Here is a 17,714-nt window from a genome sequence, read left to right as displayed (position 1 = left end):
TTTTCAGCGCAGGCTGTTCAGTGCCGCCATGCCGGTGGCGGGGAAGTCGGTGAACACGCCGTCCACGCCCAGCTTCATGTAGTAGGCCATTTCTGCCTTGGGATCCTTGAAGCCGTAGCCGCTGGCGTCGTCGCGGAAGGTCCAGGTGTGGACCATCAGCCCGCGCTGGTGGGCGGCTTCCACCACGCCGGTGCTGCCGTCCACGCGGCGGTCGTTGATGTCCACTTTGCCGTCGCCATTGCGGTCCACGCCGTCGTTCACGGTCTTCACCAGATACGGCTTCCACGGGCCCACGGCATCTGCGTAGGTCTTGATGAAGTCCAGACCGGCGGGCTTGAGCAGGTCAAGGAAGTTGCGCGGGTCGTTGTTCACCACGAAGTCGTAAGGCTTGTGGTAGGGCGCCACCAGCGACATGCTGCCGTCGTCCTTCACGTCGTCGGCATCGATCAGCTGCACCAGTTTGATGCTGGTCTGGGTGTTGAGGTACTGCAGGTTGGCCACCTCGAAGGACTGGATGAACACCGGCGCGCTGCCGGTGTTGCCGTAGGCCGCGTGCAGGGTGGCCACCAGTTTGTCTTCAAACACGTTGGCGCCAAAACCGGCCTCGGTGGCGTGGAACACCGAATGCTTGATTTCGGGGTAGATGCCCACGCTGCGGCCGCGCTTGTTGCCTTCGGCCTTGGCCAGGGCAATCACGTCGTCCAGCGTGGGGATGCTGTAGAGGCCGTTGAGCGTCTGGTCGCGGCTGGCGCGGGCCTGCACGGCTCGCAGCGTCTTGATTTCGGCCAGGGTGAAGTCGCTGGCAAAGTAGGCGGTGGTGGCCACGCCGTCCACGTTGCGGGTGGTCTTGCGCGATTCGGGGAACTTGGTGGCGACGTCGGTGGTGCCGTCGAGCATGGGTTCGTGGCGGGCGATCATCACGCCGTCCTTGGTCAACACCAGATCGGGTTCTATGAAGTCGGCGTTCTGCTCGATGGCCTTGCGGTAGGACTCCAGCGTGTGTTCGGGCAAGAGGCCCGAGGCGCCACGGTGGCCAATGACCAGGGGGGCGTCACCGCTCAGGGTGTTGAAGGCGGGGTCGGAGCCGCCGCAGGCTTGCAGCAGAGCAAGGCTGGTCAGCGTGGTGAATGCGAGCGCCAGGCGCGTCGGTTGGAACATGGGGTGTCTCCCGAATCAAAAGCCTGCCCGATCGGCAGGTCTTCCCATTCTGGTGAGAGGCGTGACACGTTCATGACGCGCTCATGTCGGTTGTGCGACCGTGCGTCGCTTCGTGATCAGAGGCGGGCCAGCCGCTCCAGCGCTGACACCAGCGTTTCATCCTTTTTGGCAAAACAGAAGCGCACCACGTGCTGGTCGAAGCCGTTGCCGTAGAAGGCCGACAGCGGGATGGCGGCCACGCCGATTTCGCGCGTCAGCCATTGGCAGAAGTCGCCCTCGGGCAGGCTGCGTTCGGGCACGGCCAGCTCGGAGATGTCCACACACTGGAAGTAGCTGCCTTCGCTGGGCAGCAGCTTGAAGCGGGTGTTGGCCAGGCCGGCGCGGAAGAGGTCGCGCTTGTGCTCGTAGAAGGCTGGCAGGTCCAGGTAGGGGCGGGGGTTGGCCATGTAGGCGGCCAGGGCGTGCTGCACCGGCGTGTTGACCGTGAACACGTTGAACTGGTGCACCTTGCGGAACTCTGCACTGAGCGCGGCAGGCGCTGCAACGAAGCCCACCTTCCAGCCGGTCACATGGTAGGTTTTGCCGAAGCTGCTGACGATGAAGGCACGTGCGGCCAGGCCGGGATAACGCGCGGCGCTTTCGTGCGGTTGGCCGTCGAACACCATGTGCTCGTACACCTCGTCGCTGATGAGCAGCACGTTGGTGGGCGCCAGCAGGTCTTGCAGCTGGAGCATGTCCTCGCGCTTCCACACCGTGGCGCTGGGGTTGTGCGGGGTGTTGACGATGATGGCGCGCGTTTTGGACGTGATGGCTGCGGCGATCTTGTCGAAGTCGGGGCGGAAGGTGCCGGGCGTGAGTGGCACGCGCACCACCACACCACCGGCCAGTTCGATGTTGGGCACGTAGCTGTCGTAGCACGGCTCCAGCACGATGACCTCATCGCCCGGGTGCACGGTGGACAGGATGCAGGTGATGATGGCCTGCGTGGCACCGGCGGTGACGGTGATCTCGCTGCCGGCGTCGTAGTGGCGGCCGTAGAGGGCTTCGATCTTTTTCGAGATGGCTTCGCGCAGCACCGGCACACCAGGCATGGGTGGGTACTGGTTGAGGCCGGCTTGCATGGCGGTGCTCACCGCGTCCACCAGGGCCGGGTCGCAGTTGAAGTCGGGGAAGCCCTGGCCCAGGTTGACGGCGCCGGTTTCGGTGGCGAGGGCCGACATCACGGTGAAGATGGTGGTGCCCACGTTGGGCAGGCGGGATGCAAGCGCAGGGGTGTGGGCGGGCGTGGTCGGTGCGTTCATCGGTCTCGGGTCAATGGTCAGAGGTTGTAGTCATCGGGCGTGCCCAGCATGGCTTTCTGGATCAGGTCGCGCGAGAGGCGGTCGCTCAGCAGTTCGGCGAAGCGCAGCACAAAATGGCGCAGGTACACGCCGCGCTTGAAGGCCACGCGGGCGATGTTCTGGCCGAACAGCTCGCCCGCCGGACGGGCCACCAGTTCAGGCGATTTTTCTTCGCCCGCCATGGCCATTTCGGCCACGATGCCCACGCCCATGCCCAGCTTCACGTAGGTCTTGATCACGTCGGAGTCGATGGCTTCGAGCACGATGTTGGGCGCAAGCTGGCGCGCGGCAAAAGCGCGGTCGATGCGGGTGCGCCCCGTGAAAGACGGGTGGTAGGTGATCAGCGGCACCTTGGCGAGGTCGTCCAGGCCAATGCGCTCCTTGTCCAGCAGCGGGTGGCCAAACGGCAGCACCAGCACGTGTTGCCATTCGTAGCAGGGCAGGGTGACGAGGTCCTCGTATTGCGAGAGCGACTCGGTGGCAATACCAATTTCAGCCACATCGGTCATCAGCATTTGCGCCACCTGGTCGGGCGAACCCTGGTGCAGCTCGATGCCCACCTTGGGGTAGATCTGGCGCAGCTTGGCCACCGGTTGCGGCAGCACGTAACGCGCCTGGGTGTGGGTGGTGGCGATGCTGAGCTTGCCGCTGTCCTGCTTGGAAAACTGCTCGCCGATGCGCTTGAGGTTTTGCACCTCGCGCAAGATGATCTCGATGCTTTGCAGCACGTGCTGGCCCGGCTCGGTCACGCGTTTGATGCGTTTGCCGTGGCGCGCAAAAATCTCCACGCCCAGCTCGTCCTCCAGCTCGATGATGGCCTTGGACACGCCGGGCTGCGACGTGTGCAAGGCCTTGGCCGCTTCGGTGAGGTTCAGGTTGCGGCGCACCGCCTCTTGCACGAAGCGGAACTGGTGAAGGTTCATGAGCGGTCTTCCAGTGCCAGATCGGCCAGCAGCGCGGTCAGGCGTTCATCCTCGCCGGCCGGGCGCATCAGCTCAAAGCGCACGTCGGGGTGCTCGGTTTGCAGATCGGCCATCAGGGCGGGCAAGTCTTCACGCGCGTGTTTGCCCATGCCAAAAAACAGCGGCAGCACGCGCACCCGCTGGGCGCCTGCGGCCAGCGCTTTTGCCACGGCATCGGGCAGCTCAGGTGTGCACAGTTCGAGGTAGGCACAGCTGACAAATGTGCCGGGCGCTTGTTGAGCGATGCGGGAGGCGACGGCCTCCACGGGGGCGCGCCACAACGGGTCGCGCGAGCCGTGGGCAAACACGATCACGGCGAGTTTGTTCATGTTGTTCATCGTTTGAGCACCAGCCAACCAAAGGCGCCCAGCGACATGAGCGAATAAATCATGGCCGGCGCGGCCGCCGCCAGCCAGGGTTGCCACTGGTTGAGGTTGCCGATGTAGCCGAACACGTTGTTGAGCAGGAAAAAACTGATGCCGGTCATGACGCCGCCGAAGACGTAGCCGGCGATGCCGCCCGAGCGAAAGTGCAGGTAGGCAAAAGGCAGGGCCAGCACCACCATCACCAGGCAACTCAATGGATAAAACACCTTGCGCCAAAACTCGATCTCGTGTTTCTGCGCTGTCTGGCCGTTGGATTCGAGGTGCTGGATGTAGGCATACAGGTCGGAGGTGCGCATGCGGTCGGGGTTGAGCAGGGCCACCGACACCATTTCCGTGCTCAGGTCGGTGGGCCAGCGGTAGTCGGCCAGGCTTTCCTGGATCAGCGACAACGCTTCAGCGCCGGTGTTGAACTCGCGGCGTGTGACCTGCTTGAGGTGCCAGGCACCGTCGTCCCCGATCTGGCCCGATTCGGCCTGCAGGGCCGACACCAGAAAGCCGCGGTTGTCCATTTCGTAAATGCGCACGTTGCCGATGGCGCCCAGCGCGGTGAGTGACCCCACATTGACCGAATAGCTGCTGTAGTTCTGCCGCTCCTTGAGCCAGGCACCGTTTTGCCCCAGCTGAAGGCCACCCTGGAAGCGCGCCTTGAGCACCTGCGCACTGCGGTCTGACAGCGGCGCCAGGTAGTCGCCCACGGCGAAGGTGAGGAGGACAAACACCAGGCCCAGGCCCAGCAGCGAGCGCAGCGCCCGCCACGGCCCCAGCCCGCTGGTGCGCAGGATGGTGAATTCAGAGCTTTGTGCCAGGCGCGCCATCACAAACACCGCGCCGATGAGCACCGCGATGGGCAGCAACTCGTACACGCGGTTGGGCAGCAGCAGCAGCACATACAGCAACGCATGGCGCAGTTCGTAGGTGGCGCCGTCGCCCAGGGCCGATGGCCTGCCGAGCGAGGGCAGCTCGTCCACCACGTCGAAAAAGAAGAACAGCGACAGGAACGCCAGCAACACATAGGCCACGGCGGTGAAGATTTCGCCATAGATCAGGCGGCGAATCGTGCTCATGTGGCGGCCTCCGAGGTGCTGGTCGGGCTGCGCCTGGGTGCAGGCAGCACGTCGCGCCAGGTCCAGTTGTGGTGCCGTTTGAGCAGCCAGGCCAGCGACAACACCAGCACCGAGCCGTGCAACCCCAACATGACCTGCCAGAAACCCAGGCGTCCGCTGACCATCCAGCTTTGGCTCAGGTTGAGCAGGTTGTAGTAGACAACAAAGGCAAACAGGACAAAGGCGAGGTTGCCGCCGCGCCCGGCACGCGGATTGGCGGACGACACACTGACGGCGATCAGCACAAAGTTGATGGCCGTGATCACCATGCCGATGCGCCACACGAGTTCACCGAGGCGGGCCCGGCTGGGCTCGTCCAGCAGCGTCCAGGTTGGCATGGATTTGACGCCTCTGTCCGCCCCGATGAGTGGGTGGCCGTCGCCGATTTGAATGCCGTATTCCTCGAATTCGCTCACCCGCACCGGCGCGTTGGCGCCTGGTGGCGGAATGTCCAGGCGCTGGCCGCTGTTGAGCAGCAACATCTGCCGCCCATCCACCCACTCCACGCGGCCCGAACGCGCCGAGGTGATGCTCTGGCTGCCATCGGCTTCCTGGTTGGAGATGAACACGTTGCGCCCGTCAGAGGTGCTCGCGCTGTCCTTGTCGATGAAAAACACCCTTCGCCCGTCCGACGAGGACTGGAACTGGCCCGGGGCCACCCGTTGCAGGTCGCTGCGCTGTTCAAAGCGGTCGCGCAACAGGGCGATTTGTTCGTTGGCCCAAGGCCACACCACCATCACCAACACGCCCACGGCCAGCAGCACCGGCCAGGCAAAGCGGAACACCGGCGACAGGAACCCGATCAGGCCGCGCCCACCGCTGTACCAGATCACCATTTCGCTGTCGCTGTGCATGCGCGACAGCGTGGAGACGATGGCAATGAACAGCGCGATGGTCAGGATGGTGGGCAGCCGGCCCACCACCGTGTAGCCCAGCACCACCATCACTTCTTCGGGGTTCACGCTGCCTTTGGAGGCCAGCCCCAGGGTGCGGATCAGCAGCATGGTGATGACGATGGTGAACAAGACCACCAGGGTGGCGCCGAAACTGCGCGCCAGCTCCTTGCGAATGGAAGAATGAAATAACATCGTGGAATATCGAACGGTGCCCAATTATGAACTTTGAACTCAAGACCTTGACGCTGTCGCAGGCCGCTGCGACGCCCTGTGATGCCCTGGTGGTGCTGTGGCCGGAGCAGCCGGTTGCCGAAGCGGGTGCGGGCCCGCTGGCAGAGCTGGTGTCGCGCGAGGCCGCAGGCACCCACTGGGAGCGCGGGGTGGGCAAGTTGTGGAGCAGCCACGGGCTGTCGGTGGCCAAAGCCTCCCGGCTGGTGTTGGTGCAGGCGGGGGATGGTTCGCCGGCCCAGGTGCGCAAGGCGGTGGCTGCCGCCATGGGCTCGCTCAAGTCGCCCGGCATCAAAAAAGTGGTCGTGTGCCTGTCGGCCTTGCCGGGCAGGGCGGGTGTGTTGCGTGCTGTGGTGACGGCCGCCGCAGACAGCAGCTACGTCTACACCACCACCAAGTCCAAGGCCACGGGCCGCCACCTGCAGCAACTGGTGGTGGGCGTGGCCAGCAGTGCCCAGTCGCAGGCCGAGTTCACGCAGGCTTGTGCTGTGGTCAAAGGTGTGGAACTGGCCAAGGAGTGGGCCAACCGACCCGGCAACCACGCCACCCCCACCCACCTGGCCGATGTGGCGCGAAAACTGGGCAAGTCGCCGCGCATCAAAACCGAGGTGCTGGGCCCGCGCGAGGTGGCCAAGTTGGGCATGGGGGCCTTCATGGCGGTGGCGCAGGGCTCTGAAGAGCCGCTGCGTTTCATCGTGATGCACTACAACGGCGCGGCCAAAACCCAGGCGCCGGTGGTGCTGGTGGGCAAGGGCATCACCTTCGACACCGGTGGCATTTCGCTCAAGCCCGCGCCCGAGATGGACGAAATGAAATTCGACATGGGTGGCGCCGCCAGCGTGCTGGGGGTGTTTGCTGCCCTGGCCGAAGCGCAACCGGCCATCAACGTGGTGGGCCTCATCCCCAGTTGTGAAAACATGCCCGATGGCCGTGCGGTCAAGCCGGGTGATGTGGTCACCAGCATGAGCGGGCAAACGATTGAGATACTCAACACCGATGCCGAAGGCCGCCTCATCCTGTGCGACGCGCTGACCTACGCCAAGCGCTTCAAGCCGCGTGCCGTGATCGACATCGCCACCCTCACCGGCGCTTGCGTGATCGCGCTGGGCGGGGTGCGCAGTGGCCTGTTCGCCACGGACGACAGCCTGGCCACCGCCCTGACGCAGGCAGGCGAGGCCGCGCTCGATCCGTGCTGGCGCCTGCCGCTGGACGACGAATACGCAGAGGGCCTGAAGTCCAACTTTGCCGACATGGGCAACGTCGGCGGCCGGCCGGCCGGCGCCATCACCGCGGCCAAGTTTCTGCAGAAGTTTGTGGGCGACGCGCCTTGGGCACACCTTGACATCGCTGGCACCGCCTGGAAAGGCGGCGCCGCCAAGGGTGCCACCGGTCGCCCCGTGGGGCTGCTGATGCAATACCTGGCGGACGTTGCACAGGTGGCCCAACCCACAGCCACGCCGGCAGCCAAGGCCCCGCGCAAGGCGCCGGTGAAAACAACGGTCAAAACACCCGTCAAGCGCGCGGCTTGAACGTTTGCAGCCCATGGCCGAGGTTGCCTTCCATTTCAACGTGCCGGAGCGCACCGCCTACACCTGCCGCCTGTTGCGCAAGGTGTGGCGCAGCGGGCAACGTGCCCATGTTGCCGTGGACGCCGCCGCGTTGCACGCACTGGACATGGCCTTGTGGACCTTTGCGGCCGAGGAGTTTTTGCCGCACGCCACACACCACGCGCCGGCCCATGTGCTGACACGCTCGCCCGTGGTGCTGGCAGACGAAAGTGTGGCGGCCCCCACCGGCACCATCTGGGTCAACCTGCTGCCGCACGTGCCCGAGGCATGGCTGGCGGCGCCGCCGGGGCAGCGCATCATCGAGGTGGTGACACAGGACGAGACGGACCGGCAGGGGGCGCGCCAACGCTGGCGCCTCTACGCCGGACAGGGGCACCAGTTGGTTCGGCACGACCTGGCTGCCGCACAACCCACATGAACGGCCCCCACGATCCCCGCACGCCACCGCGTTTTGTGCCCACGCTCACCGAGGTGGTGGACCTGCCTGAGGGGCTGGTGGCTGCGCTGGCCATGCCAGCGCCCCTGGTCGATGCGCCTTCCGAGCAACCGCCGTCCTATGGGGAGCCGCCGGTGGCAGGCGCTCCTGTCGTGGCGCTGCCACCACCAACGGCCGACACACTTGACGCCTGGGCCGACCTGATCACGCAGCGTGTGCTGCTGCAACTGGAACAACACTTGCCCGCGCTGCTTCAGCGCCAAGCGGCCGATGTGGTGGCGCGTCTGACCGACGGTGTGTCGCAACAGCTTCGCACTGAATTGCCTCACATGGTGCACGCGGCAGTTCGAGCGTCCTGTCCCGCGACCGAGGCACATTCTCCCGGCGAGCCGCAACGTGGCTTTTCAGCCATGAGTGCTGCTGATATTGATCCGGGCTAACCCTTGAAGCCTCAACCGAATGGGGGTTGAGCGTCATTCGAAGGTCAAATTTGGGGTATCTTTATGGGTGTGGAGAAAAAATAGCTCCGCTCAACAATGTCTTTGTCGTCCTTCCATTCACAAGGGTAACTATGCAAATGAAGATGAAATTGGCCGTGATTTCTGCGGCCGTGATTCTGGCCGCTTGCGGCAAAAAAGAAGAAGCGCCTGCACCTGCACCCGCAGCCGCTCCTGCAGCAGCACCCGCACCCGAGTCGGTGACCATCAAAATTGGTCACGTCGGCCCCACCAGCGGCGCCATCGCCCACCTGGGTAAGGACAACGAAAACGGCGCCCGCATGGCCATCGACGAACTGAACGCCGCTGGCCTCAAGATCGACGGCAAAGTGGCCAAGTTCGAACTGCTGGCAGAGGACGACGCAGGCGATCCGAAGCAGGGCACCGCTGCTGCCACCAAGCTGGTGGACGCCAAGGTCAACGGCGTGATCGGTCACCTGAACTCCGGTACCACCATCCCGGCCTCGCAGATTTACAACGCCGCCGGCATCCCGCAGATTTCGCCTTCTGCCACCAACCCCAAATACACCCGCCAGGGCTACAACAACGTGTTCCGCGTGGTGGCCGATGACGTGCACCTGGGCGGCACCCTGGGCAAGTACGCGGTGGAAAGCCTCAAGGCAAAGACCGTGGCCGTGATCGACGACCGCACCGCGTATGGCCAGGGTGTGGCCGACGAGTTCGAAAAGGGTGTGACCGCTGCCGGCGGCAAGGTGGTGGGCCGTGAGTTCACCAACGACAAAGCCACCGATTTCAACGCCATCCTGACCACGCTCAAGGCCAAGAAGCCCGACGTCGTGTTCTTCGGTGGCATGGACGCCGTGGCCGGCCCGATGCTGCGCCAGATGAAGCAACTGGGCATCAAGGCCAAGTTCATGGGTAGCGACGGCATCTGCTCCTCCGAGCTGCCCAAGCTGGCCGGCGACGCCATGGCCGATGACATGGTCTTCTGCGCAGAAGCCGGTGGTGTGGAAGGCGAAGAGAAGGCTGGCATGGACAAGTTCCGCGCCGACTTCAAGGCCAAGTTCAACGCCGACGTGCAGGTGTACGCCCCCTACGTGTACGACGCCACCAAGGTCATGGCCGATGCCATGGTCCGCGCCAACTCGGCCGATCCGGCCAAGTACCTGGAAGCTCTGAAGCAGACCAACTACAAGGGCGTGACCGGTGCCATCGCCTTTGACGAAAAGGGCGACATCAAGAACGGCGCCCTGACGCTGATGACCTACAAGGCCGGTGCCCGCACCACCTTGTCCGTGATCCGCTGATCGGTTCACATACCGCTCTGAAAGCGCCGGCGTTGTCCGGCGCTTTTTTTTGTGCCTATTTTGTGGGGCAGGGCATCTTCCCATTGACCTTGGGCGCGCGTGCGGTATCTTTGCACATACCCACCCCGGTAACCCATCAGAAAGGTGAACGCATGTCTTTGAAAGTTCTCACGTCATTGCCGGCATTGGTGTTGGCCGCAAGCTTTTGTGGTTCGGTGGGCGCACAAACACCGGCCATTTTCAAAGACGCCGACATCGCTTTGGGTGAAAAACTCATTGCCGAACACAAGTGCGCCGCCTGCCACGCCACCAAGGTGGGGGGCGATGGCAGCGCCATCTACAAGCCGCAGGGTCGCATCAACACGGCGGGTTTTCTGCGCGGCATGGTGGAGCAATGCAATTCGACCCTCAACCTGGGCCTCTTTCCCGAAGAGGTCAATGCCGTGGCCGCCGTCATCAACCGCGACCACTACAAGTTCAAGTAGGTTTCGTTGAAAGGGTTGGTTCAGCCGCGCAGCCGCATTTGATTTGGCAGCGGCACCGACAGGCGCAGCACATCGTCGGCCAGCCATTGGGCCGAACGCCGGGCGCGTTGCGCCACCATGTGCAGGGGCATTTGCACGTAATCGTCGTTGAAGACCTCGAAGCTGTAATCGCCCCGGTAGCCCAGCGCGTCGAGCTTGAGCACCAGCTGCACCAGCTGCTCGCTGTGCACCCCTTCGCCTGGGAACACACGGAAGGTGCGCGCGGTGCTCATGCGTTCCTCGAAGGTCTTGGTTTCCTGCCACATGAAGTCGGCCAGCTGCACCAGGAAAATCTTGTCCGGTTGCAGGTAGTCGATCTCCTCCAGCGGCGTCTCGGCGGCAAACAGGTGGAAGGAGTCCAGGCCCAAACCGAGGTTGGGGCAGTCGGCGCGGGTGATCACGTCCCAGGCGGTGGTGAATTCGTTGACCGTGCGGCCCCAGGACAAGCCTTCGTATGCGATGCGTATGCCGTAGGGAATGGCCAGCATCGCCAGCTTGCGCAGGTCGCGCGCCAGGTGGTCGAGGTCTTCGCTGGCGTGTTTCGAGGTCGATGAGCAGGCCAGCAGCACGTCGCAGCCCAAGGCTGCGCACATCTCCAGCATGGCCTTGGCGATGTCCACCTTGTACTGGTGCAGGTGGCCCGAGAGGCCTTCAAAGTCGCGCAGCACCTGAAAGCCGGTGCCACGCAGGCCGCTGTCGCGCACCGCCTTCACCGCCGCCTGCCAGCCGTTGGGGTGGCCCACGAGGTCGTTGGCCTTGAGCATCACCTGGCTGAAGCCGGCGCCTTTCATGGCGTCGAGCTTGGCCTCCAGCGGGCCGGCCAGGGTGATGGTGTCCATGCCGAAAGCCGAGATGGCCTGGTGGCTGCGCTCGCTGCTGGCCATGGTTCAGGCCTCCTGCTCGCTGGGTTCGCTGTGCACCAGCTCGAACACCACCGATCCAAGGTAGGTCTTGGAGATGGCGCCGCGGCGGTCGGTGTGTGCCGCCTCGGTTTCCACGAATTCCACGCCGAGGGCGCGCAGCGTTGCCACGGCGGCGGCCACGTCGGGCACGCCCAGGCCAATGCGTTGCAGGCGCTCCTGTGCGTCGTACACATTGGGGTCGGGCTCCACCAACTGCAGCATGAAACGCTGTGAGGCGCTCAGTGCCGGTGTGCGCAACAACTTGCCCTTGGGCATGATGCCGAAGCGTTCCTCGTCGGGAATCAGCGTGGTGCCGAACAGCTCGGTGTAGAACTCGATCCAGTCGTAGCTGCGTTGCGGCCCGATGTATTGCACGATGCCGAAGAAGTGGATGCCGGCGGTGGCCGGCGGGTGCTGGTCCACCGTGGGGATGGGCACGAAGTCCACGTCGTAGATGCTGAAGTGCTTGTAGCGGTCAACGAAGTAGATGCGGCTGCCGCCCGCGCCGTGGATGGCGGGGATGTGCAGCTCCATCACGCCCGCGTGCGAGGGCACGTCCCAGGCGCCGCGCTCCAGCACGTATTCGAAAGCGGCGCGGGCATCGCGCACGCGCAGGGCGATGGCCGAAATCACCGGCACGTCGCTGCCGTGGCTGGCAGCCAGTGCGTCCATGGGATGGGCGTTGACGATGATGTTGAGCCCGCCTTGTCGGTACAGCAGCACCTCGCGCGCGCGGTGGCGCGCGATGGGCCGAAAGCCCATCATCTCCAGCACCTGGCCCAGCGCCTGTGGCTTCGCTGTGGCGTATTCGATGAATTCCAGGCCGTCCAGGCCCACCGGGTTGGCAGCGTCGCTGAACGAGGCCTGCAGGGGCTCGCGTGTGGGTTCGGGCTTGGTCAGTAAGTCGCTCATGGGGGCTCCTAGTAAGCCAGCCGGGCCAGCGCGCGCAGTTCGTCGGCGCTGCTCGTGGGCAGGTCAAAAAATTCCAGGTAGGCGGGGATCTGCTCGAACAGCATGTCCGAGCCCACCTGCACGCGGCAGCCGCGCGCCTGTGCGGCGGTGAGGAAGGCGGTCATTTCGGTGCGCATCACCACTTCGCCCACGAAGGTGCTGGCGTCCAGACGTGACACGTCCAGCGGCAGCGGGTCCCCCTCGTTCATGCCCATGGGCGTGGCGTTGATCACCAGGTCCATGCCGGCGGGGTCGTTGCTGCCAGTGGACACCGCGATGGCGGGGTACTCGGTGCCGATGCGCTGTGCCAGCGCATCGGCCGAGGCGGCGTGCACGTCGTACAGCGTGATCGCTCCCACACCGGCACCCGCGAGCGAGGCCGCGATGGCGCAGCCCACGCCGCCGCTGCCCACCACCAGCGCCCGCGCACCCTGGATGTGCTGGCCCTTGCGCAGCACGCCGCGCACAAAACCGGCCCCGTCGAACATGTCGCCCACCAGCCGGCCATCGGGCAGGCGTTTGACGGCGTTGCAGGCGCCGGCCACTTTCACCGTGGCGGTCACCTCGTCGAGCAGGCCCACCGTCGCCACCTTGTGTGGCATGGTGATGAGCGCGCCCCGGATGTTGGTGAGCGAAAACACCGACTTCAGGAAGGCTGGGTAGTCCGGCGTCTGGCAACCCATGGGCACCACCACCGCGTTGATGCCGGCGTGCTCGAAGTAGGGGTTGTAGATCATCGGCGACTTGAAGCTGTGCGTCGGGTAGCCGATGTGGGCGATGAGTTCGGTGTGGCCGTTGATCATGGCGGTCTCAGCGGGAAATCAGGCGCTGCGGGCGCGCACATGCTGCACGGCCGCGCGCAAGGCCAGCCCATAGCTGTCGGCGCCAAAGCCGGCGATCTGCCCGATCACCACGTCGGCGAACACCGATTGGTGCCTGAAGGGCTCGCGGGCGTGCACGTTGGACATGTGCAGCTCCACGATGGGGCAGTGGAGGATCGCCAGCGCGTCGCGTATGCCATAGCTGTAGTGTGTCCAGGCACCGGCGTTGATGAGCACTGCGTCCACCGGCTCGCCATGGGCCTGGTGGATGCGTTCGCACAGGCTGCCTTCGCAGTTGCTTTGAAAGGTCTCGACCTCCACGCCCAACTCGGCCCCCAGCGTGGCCAGGCGGTCGTTGATTTCGGCCAGCGTGGTGGTGCCGTACTGCGCCGGATCGCGCTTGCCGAACATGTTGAGGTTGATGCCGTGCAGGACGAGAACTTTCACTGCCATCTCCGCCTTACTTGCGCACTTTGGCGAGTTCGTCGTGCAGTTCCTTGACGGTGTCCTGGCCTGCGTTCACGGCGTACTTGGCCACCACCGGGCGCAGCTTGTCGCGCAGCTTGCCCAGCTCGGCCGGGGGCAGCTCGGTCACTTGCAGGCCGGCTTTCTTCATGTTGTCCAGTGCCGACGCCACCTGGCTGCGCGCCTGCTCGCGCTGGTACTTGGCCGATTCGATGGCCGCTTCGCTGATGATTTTTTTCTGCTCGGCGTTCAGGCCGTCCCAGAATTTCTTGCTGATGATGACCGACTGCGGGTTGTACTGGTGGTTGCTCAGCACCATGTGCTTCTGCACTTCGTGGAACTTGTTGGCGTTGATGACGGTGATGGGGTTTTCCTGCCCGTCAATCGCCTTCTGCTCCAGCGCCGCGTAGACCTCGGGGAAGGGCAGGGGGGTGGGGTTGGCGCCCAAGGCCTTGACCCAGTCCACGTTGATGGGGTTGGGAATCACGCGCAGCTTCAGGCCCTCAATGTCTTCCACCTTGGTGATGGGGCGCTTGCTGTTGGTGATGTTGCGAAAGCCCAGCTCGTAGTAGGCCAGGCCCACCATGCCTTTGTCCTGCAGCTTGTCGTGCAGCTTCTTGCCAAAGGGGCCGTCCACCACGGCGTCGGCTTCCTTGCTGTTGGCGAACATGAAGGGCAGGTCGTAGACCGCGAATTCCTTCACTTGGCTGGCCAGGATGCCCGAGTTCAGCGACACCATTTCCAGCGCACCGCCCTGGAGTGCCGACACGTTGGCCTGGTCGCCGCCCAGTGTGCCGCCGGGGAAGAGGTTGACCTTGATCTTGCCGCCCGATTTGGTCTGCACGATTTCCGCGAACTTCTCCAGGCCCATCACGATGGGGTGGCCCTTGGGGTTCTGGGTGGCGAACTTGATGGTCTTGTCTTGGGCCTGGGCGGCGCCGAAGGCGGCCACGGCTGCGGCCGCGACGAGGGTCTTGAGGATCAAACGTTTCATGGTGTCTCCTGGGTTGTTGGACAGTAAAAAGCGAGGGGAGAAGTTCAGCCGGCCAGCCACCGCGCAGGCCAGATGACCAGTTGCGGGAACAGCACCATCAGGAACATGAGCGCGAACTGCGCCAGCATGAAGGGCCACACGCCTTTGGTGACGTCGTCCATGCTGACCTTGCCCACACCCGCCACGGTGTTGAGCACCGTGCCCACCGGCGGGGTGATGAGACCGATGGCGTTGTTCATGATGAACAGCACGCCGAAGTACACCGGGTCGATGCCAGCGGCCTTGACGATGGGCATGAGCACCGGCGTGAGGATGAGGATGGTGGGGGTCATGTCCATGGCCGTGCCCACAACGATGACCAGCAGCATGATGGCCGCCATCAACAGGCGCGGGTGCTCCAGCAGCGGCTCCAGCAGAGCCACCAGCTGGGCCGGCAGTTGCGCCACCGTGATGAGCCAGGCCGACACCATGGCCGCCGCCACCAGGAACATGATGACGGCCGTGGTTTTCGCCGCTGCCAGGAACAAACCGTAGAGCTGGTTGAGCTTGAGCTCGCGGTACACGAACACCGAGATCAGCAGGGCGTACACGGCGGCCACCACGGCGGCCTCGGTGGGTGTGAACACGCCAAACTTCAAGCCAACCACCACGATGATGGGCAGGCCCAGGGCAAACACCGCGTCTTTGAGCGCAGCCACCACCTCGGCAGCAGGTTTGCGCTGTGGCGGGGTCACGGCTTCGCGGCGTGCCACCCACCACCAGGTGAAGCACAGCGCCATGCCCAGCAGAACGCCCGGCGCGATGCCGGCCAGGAACAGCTTGGAAATGGACACGTTGGCGGCGACGCCGAAGATCACAAAACCGATGCTGGGCGGGATGATGGGCGCGATGATGCTGGCCGATGCCAGCAGGCCTGCGGAGCGTGCCTTGTTGTGGCCGGCTCGCACCATCATGGGCAGCAGCAGCGCGGAGAGGGCAGCCGCGTCGGCCACCGCCGATCCCGACAGCGCAGCCATGATGACCGCCGCCATGATGGCCACATAACCCAGGCCGCCGCGAACGTGGCCGACCATGGTCATGGCAAACACCACGATGCGCCGCGACAGGCCACCGGCGTTCATGATCTCGCCGGCCAGCATGAAAAAGGGCACCGCCAGCAGCGGAAAGCTGTTGGCACCCTCGATCACGTTCTGTGCCAGGATTTGCGCGTCGAACATGTCGAGGTGCCACATCAATGCGGCGCCGCTGAGCAACAGTGAGAAGGCGATGGGCACGCCCACGGCCATGGCGGCCAGCAGGGCTCCTAGGAATATTGCAATCGTCATGGGTTTGTCTCGCTCGGCGCTGGGCTCAGGGCTGGGGGTTCCCGTGGGGCATGTCTTCGTTTTCCCGCACCCCAACCAGTTCGTGGTCTGACATGCGGCCGGTGAGCAGGCGCATCAGCATGAGCAGCAGTACCGGCGCGCCCAGCACCGCAAAGGCCATGCCGCTGGCGTAGAACCACGCCATGGACACTTCCATCACCGCGCTGGTGGTGTCCCAGTTGATCTTCACCTGCGCCCACGCGCCGTCAAATATCAACCAGCAGATCCACAGCATGGCCATCAGGCTCAGGCCCAGGCAAATCTTCTGGCCGGCCTCGGGCAGGCGAGCGATCAGCGAGTCGGTGCCCAGGTGACCACGCTCGTTGAGCGCCACCACCGCGCCCAGGAAAGTCATCCACACAAAAAGCCAGCGTGACAGCTCTTCCGACAGCGTGAGGCCCGAATTGAAGCCGTAGCGCATGACCACGTTGCCAAACACCATGACCACCATCAGGGCCAGGCACACCACCATCAGCACCGACAAGGAGCGGCAGTAGGCCGTGATCAGTTTCTGAACCATTCGCAACTCCAGTCAACGACGTGGCGTTAATGTACGAACTGGTTAGTTTCTGTGTAACTAGGGGTTTCCCTTGAGTGGAGAAGCGGAGTGACTCAGGCCTTCACGAAGCGCAGCACCATGTCGACGATGGTGCGTTTGCGCTGGTCGAGCACGTCGGGTGCGCCCATGTTCCGCTTGAAAATCAAGCCGAAGGTGTAGCGGTTGGAGACATTGAAAAAACACAGCGCCGAGATGGAGGCGTGGATGTCGATGGGGTCCAGGCCGGGGCGGAAAATGCCGTCCTCCAGACCACGCCGGTAGAGGCGCTCGATGGCCGAAATGGCGGGGACGTTGAGCGCCTGGATACTTTGGCTCTGTGCCAGGAACTGGCCATGGTTGATGTTTTCGGCCATCACCAGACGCACGTAGTTTTCGTTGCCGTGGTGGTGGTCGAAGGTGAACTCCACCAGCCGCTGCAGCGCCGCCACCGGCGCCAGATCGTCCAGGTGCAGGCCGCTTTCGGTTTCACGCACGCGTCGGTAAGATTCTTCGAGCGCGGCCAGGTAAAGGCCTTCCTTGCTCCCGAAGTAGTAGTAAATCATGCGCTTGCTGGTGTGGGTCTCGGCCGCAATCTCGTCGATGCGGGCCCCGGCCAGCCCTTTGAGCGAAAACTCCGCGATGGCCACTTCCAGAATGTTGGCGGTGGTGCGTGCGGGGTCGTTGGTGCGCGTGGGCTCTTTGGCAGAACCCTTCTTTTTGCTGGTTCCGGCGTGCTCGGAACGTACCGTTTCGTTCATGCGGCCAGTATAGGCCAGCCACTCCGGTGCTCAGCGCACTGCCACAGCGCTCAGAACGATTCCCAATCGCCGCCGTCGGCGGCGGCTTTGGGTGCGGCCACCGCCTTGGTCGATGACGGGAGACGAGCTGCGCTGGGGGCGGACGTGGGCTTTTTCAACGCGGCAGGGCGTGGGGCCGCCGCAGGAGCGGCGGGTTTGCTCACGGGCCGGGGTTTGTGCAAGGCCTGCATCGGGGCTGGCGCAGGCGCACTGGCGCGGTGGCCCGTGTCGCTGGCTGACAGCTTGAACACCGCCACCGCCTGCACCAGGTCCGACGCCTGGCTGCGCAGGCTGCTGGCCGCCGCTGCCATCTCTTCCACCAGCGCCGCGTTTTGCTGCGTGGCCTGGTCCATCTGCTGCACGGCCTCGCCGATCTGGCCCACACCCGCGCTCTGCTCGGCGCTGGCCGCGCTGATCTCGCCCATGATGTCGGTCACACGGCGTATGCTGCCCACCACCTCTTCCATGGTGGTGCCGGCCTTGTCCACCAGGGCGCTGCCTTGCTCCACCCGGCCT

The 17,714-nt window shown here is 64.4% G+C and carries 20 protein-coding genes; 5 read left to right on the top strand and 15 right to left on the bottom strand.

The annotated features are described in order from the left end of the window. Positions 1-3: 3 nt before the first annotated feature. From ACFQU0_RS17165 to lptF, 6 genes are all read right to left on the bottom strand, one after another. The gene (locus ACFQU0_RS17165; protein WP_382202915.1) at positions 4-1,158 is read right to left on the bottom strand and encodes a glycerophosphodiester phosphodiesterase; all 1,155 of its coding nucleotides are present in this window, start codon (positions 1,156-1,158) and stop codon (positions 4-6) included. 116 nt (positions 1,159-1,274) lie between these two features. Beyond that, on the bottom strand, positions 1,275-2,459 hold the full coding sequence (locus ACFQU0_RS17160) for a pyridoxal phosphate-dependent aminotransferase (RefSeq protein ID WP_382202913.1): 1,185 nt from the start codon (positions 2,457-2,459) through the stop codon (positions 1,275-1,277). Between the two features lie 17 nt (positions 2,460-2,476). Then, complete coding sequence (locus tag ACFQU0_RS17155) at positions 2,477-3,421, bottom strand: CysB family HTH-type transcriptional regulator (RefSeq protein WP_382202911.1); 945 nt, start codon at positions 3,419-3,421, stop codon at positions 2,477-2,479. Further along, positions 3,418-3,789, bottom strand: a complete 372-nt coding sequence (locus ACFQU0_RS17150; RefSeq protein ID WP_382202909.1) for a sirohydrochlorin chelatase — start codon at positions 3,787-3,789, stop codon at positions 3,418-3,420. The genes ACFQU0_RS17155 and ACFQU0_RS17150 overlap by 4 nt, the downstream gene beginning before the upstream one ends. A gap of 5 nt (positions 3,790-3,794) precedes the next feature. Next, on the bottom strand, positions 3,795-4,910 hold the full coding sequence (gene lptG / locus ACFQU0_RS17145; protein ID WP_382202907.1) for an LPS export ABC transporter permease LptG: 1,116 nt from the start codon (positions 4,908-4,910) through the stop codon (positions 3,795-3,797). Continuing rightward, positions 4,907-6,037 (bottom strand): LPS export ABC transporter permease LptF, encoded by a 1,131-nt coding sequence (gene lptF, locus ACFQU0_RS17140; protein WP_382202906.1) that lies wholly within the window; start codon positions 6,035-6,037, stop codon positions 4,907-4,909. Before lptF ends, lptG begins: the two co-directional genes overlap by 4 nt. Positions 6,038-6,063: 26 nt before the next feature. On the opposite strand from lptF, the gene ACFQU0_RS17135 reads away from it, so the two are divergent. From ACFQU0_RS17135 to ACFQU0_RS17115, 5 genes are all read left to right on the top strand, one after another. After that, positions 6,064-7,602 carry a leucyl aminopeptidase gene (locus ACFQU0_RS17135; protein ID WP_382202904.1) on the top strand — a complete coding sequence of 513 codons (1,539 nt, stop codon included), beginning with the start codon at positions 6,064-6,066 and terminating at the stop codon, positions 7,600-7,602. A 13-nt stretch (positions 7,603-7,615) separates the two neighbouring features. Then, positions 7,616-8,059 (top strand): DNA polymerase III subunit chi, encoded by a 444-nt coding sequence (locus ACFQU0_RS17130; RefSeq protein WP_382202902.1) that lies wholly within the window; start codon positions 7,616-7,618, stop codon positions 8,057-8,059. Continuing rightward, complete coding sequence (locus ACFQU0_RS17125; protein WP_382202900.1) at positions 8,056-8,517, top strand: hypothetical protein; 462 nt, start codon at positions 8,056-8,058, stop codon at positions 8,515-8,517. The genes ACFQU0_RS17130 and ACFQU0_RS17125 overlap by 4 nt, the downstream gene beginning before the upstream one ends. Positions 8,518-8,648: 131 nt before the next feature. Then, entirely contained in the window at positions 8,649-9,842 is a 1,194-nt protein-coding gene (locus ACFQU0_RS17120) for a branched-chain amino acid ABC transporter substrate-binding protein (protein WP_382202898.1), read from the top strand. 152 nt (positions 9,843-9,994) lie between these two features. Beyond that, the gene (locus ACFQU0_RS17115) at positions 9,995-10,327 is read left to right on the top strand and encodes a hypothetical protein (RefSeq protein WP_382202896.1); all 333 of its coding nucleotides are present in this window, start codon (positions 9,995-9,997) and stop codon (positions 10,325-10,327) included. Between the two features lie 20 nt (positions 10,328-10,347). Here the strand turns inward: ACFQU0_RS17115 and ACFQU0_RS17110 are convergent, their stop codons facing one another. The 9 genes from ACFQU0_RS17110 to ACFQU0_RS17070 all read right to left on the bottom strand — a co-directional run. Further along, complete coding sequence (locus tag ACFQU0_RS17110; RefSeq protein ID WP_382202894.1) at positions 10,348-11,250, bottom strand: sugar phosphate isomerase/epimerase family protein; 903 nt, start codon at positions 11,248-11,250, stop codon at positions 10,348-10,350. Between the two features lie 3 nt (positions 11,251-11,253). Further along, complete coding sequence (locus tag ACFQU0_RS17105) at positions 11,254-12,180, bottom strand: VOC family protein (RefSeq protein WP_382202892.1); 927 nt, start codon at positions 12,178-12,180, stop codon at positions 11,254-11,256. 8 nt (positions 12,181-12,188) lie between these two features. Then, a complete protein-coding gene (locus ACFQU0_RS17100) occupies positions 12,189-13,022 on the bottom strand; it encodes a shikimate dehydrogenase family protein (protein WP_382202890.1) in 834 nt (277 codons plus the stop codon). Positions 13,023-13,040: 18 nt separating this feature from the next. Then, positions 13,041-13,487, bottom strand: coding sequence for a type II 3-dehydroquinate dehydratase (aroQ, locus tag ACFQU0_RS17095; protein WP_382202888.1), 447 nt, complete (start codon positions 13,485-13,487; stop codon positions 13,041-13,043). 13 nt (positions 13,488-13,500) lie between these two features. Further along, a complete protein-coding gene (locus tag ACFQU0_RS17090) occupies positions 13,501-14,499 on the bottom strand; it encodes a TRAP transporter substrate-binding protein (protein WP_382202887.1) in 999 nt (332 codons plus the stop codon). 44 nt (positions 14,500-14,543) lie between these two features. Beyond that, positions 14,544-15,824, bottom strand: coding sequence for a TRAP transporter large permease subunit (locus tag ACFQU0_RS17085; protein WP_382202885.1), 1,281 nt, complete (start codon positions 15,822-15,824; stop codon positions 14,544-14,546). A 25-nt stretch (positions 15,825-15,849) separates the two neighbouring features. After that, a complete protein-coding gene (locus ACFQU0_RS17080) occupies positions 15,850-16,383 on the bottom strand; it encodes a TRAP transporter small permease (RefSeq protein WP_382202883.1) in 534 nt (177 codons plus the stop codon). Positions 16,384-16,475: 92 nt separating this feature from the next. Continuing rightward, on the bottom strand, positions 16,476-17,159 hold the full coding sequence (locus ACFQU0_RS17075) for a TetR/AcrR family transcriptional regulator (RefSeq protein ID WP_382202881.1): 684 nt from the start codon (positions 17,157-17,159) through the stop codon (positions 16,476-16,478). 50 nt (positions 17,160-17,209) lie between these two features. Then, positions 17,210-17,714: methyl-accepting chemotaxis protein (locus tag ACFQU0_RS17070; RefSeq protein ID WP_382202880.1), on the bottom strand; the 505-nt coding region annotated here is incomplete at its 5' end.

It is taken from the genome of Hydrogenophaga defluvii, from assembly GCF_042665235.1.
Classification (GTDB): domain Bacteria; phylum Pseudomonadota; class Gammaproteobacteria; order Burkholderiales; family Burkholderiaceae_C; genus Hydrogenophaga; species Hydrogenophaga defluvii_A.
The sequence above is the reverse complement of the archived record's forward strand: the minus strand, read 5'-3'. Positions and strand labels throughout refer to the sequence as shown.

Bases quoted from the DNA above. Each gene is read 5' to 3' on its own strand.
- ACFQU0_RS17165 (WP_382202915.1), bottom strand. From the start codon at position 1,158: ATGTTCCAACCGACGCGCCTGGCGCTCGCATTCACCACGCTGACCAGC.
- ACFQU0_RS17160 (WP_382202913.1), bottom strand. From the start codon at position 2,459: ATGAACGCACCGACCACGCCCGCCCACACCCCTGCGCTTGCATCCCGC.
- ACFQU0_RS17155 (WP_382202911.1), bottom strand. From the start codon at position 3,421: ATGAACCTTCACCAGTTCCGCTTCGTGCAAGAGGCGGTGCGCCGCAAC.
- ACFQU0_RS17150 (WP_382202909.1), bottom strand. From the start codon at position 3,789: ATGAACAAACTCGCCGTGATCGTGTTTGCCCACGGCTCGCGCGACCCG.
- lptG (WP_382202907.1), bottom strand. From the start codon at position 4,910: ATGAGCACGATTCGCCGCCTGATCTATGGCGAAATCTTCACCGCCGTG.
- lptF (WP_382202906.1), bottom strand. From the start codon at position 6,037: ATGTTATTTCATTCTTCCATTCGCAAGGAGCTGGCGCGCAGTTTCGGC.
- ACFQU0_RS17135 (WP_382202904.1), top strand. From the start codon at position 6,064: ATGAACTTTGAACTCAAGACCTTGACGCTGTCGCAGGCCGCTGCGACG.
- ACFQU0_RS17130 (WP_382202902.1), top strand. From the start codon at position 7,616: ATGGCCGAGGTTGCCTTCCATTTCAACGTGCCGGAGCGCACCGCCTAC.
- ACFQU0_RS17125 (WP_382202900.1), top strand. From the start codon at position 8,056: ATGAACGGCCCCCACGATCCCCGCACGCCACCGCGTTTTGTGCCCACG.
- ACFQU0_RS17120 (WP_382202898.1), top strand. From the start codon at position 8,649: ATGCAAATGAAGATGAAATTGGCCGTGATTTCTGCGGCCGTGATTCTG.
- ACFQU0_RS17115 (WP_382202896.1), top strand. From the start codon at position 9,995: ATGTCTTTGAAAGTTCTCACGTCATTGCCGGCATTGGTGTTGGCCGCA.
- ACFQU0_RS17110 (WP_382202894.1), bottom strand. From the start codon at position 11,250: ATGGCCAGCAGCGAGCGCAGCCACCAGGCCATCTCGGCTTTCGGCATG.
- ACFQU0_RS17105 (WP_382202892.1), bottom strand. From the start codon at position 12,180: ATGAGCGACTTACTGACCAAGCCCGAACCCACACGCGAGCCCCTGCAG.
- ACFQU0_RS17100 (WP_382202890.1), bottom strand. From the start codon at position 13,022: ATGATCAACGGCCACACCGAACTCATCGCCCACATCGGCTACCCGACG.
- ACFQU0_RS17090 (WP_382202887.1), bottom strand. From the start codon at position 14,499: ATGAAACGTTTGATCCTCAAGACCCTCGTCGCGGCCGCAGCCGTGGCC.
- ACFQU0_RS17085 (WP_382202885.1), bottom strand. From the start codon at position 15,824: ATGACGATTGCAATATTCCTAGGAGCCCTGCTGGCCGCCATGGCCGTG.
- ACFQU0_RS17080 (WP_382202883.1), bottom strand. From the start codon at position 16,383: ATGGTTCAGAAACTGATCACGGCCTACTGCCGCTCCTTGTCGGTGCTG.
- ACFQU0_RS17075 (WP_382202881.1), bottom strand. From the start codon at position 17,159: ATGAACGAAACGGTACGTTCCGAGCACGCCGGAACCAGCAAAAAGAAG.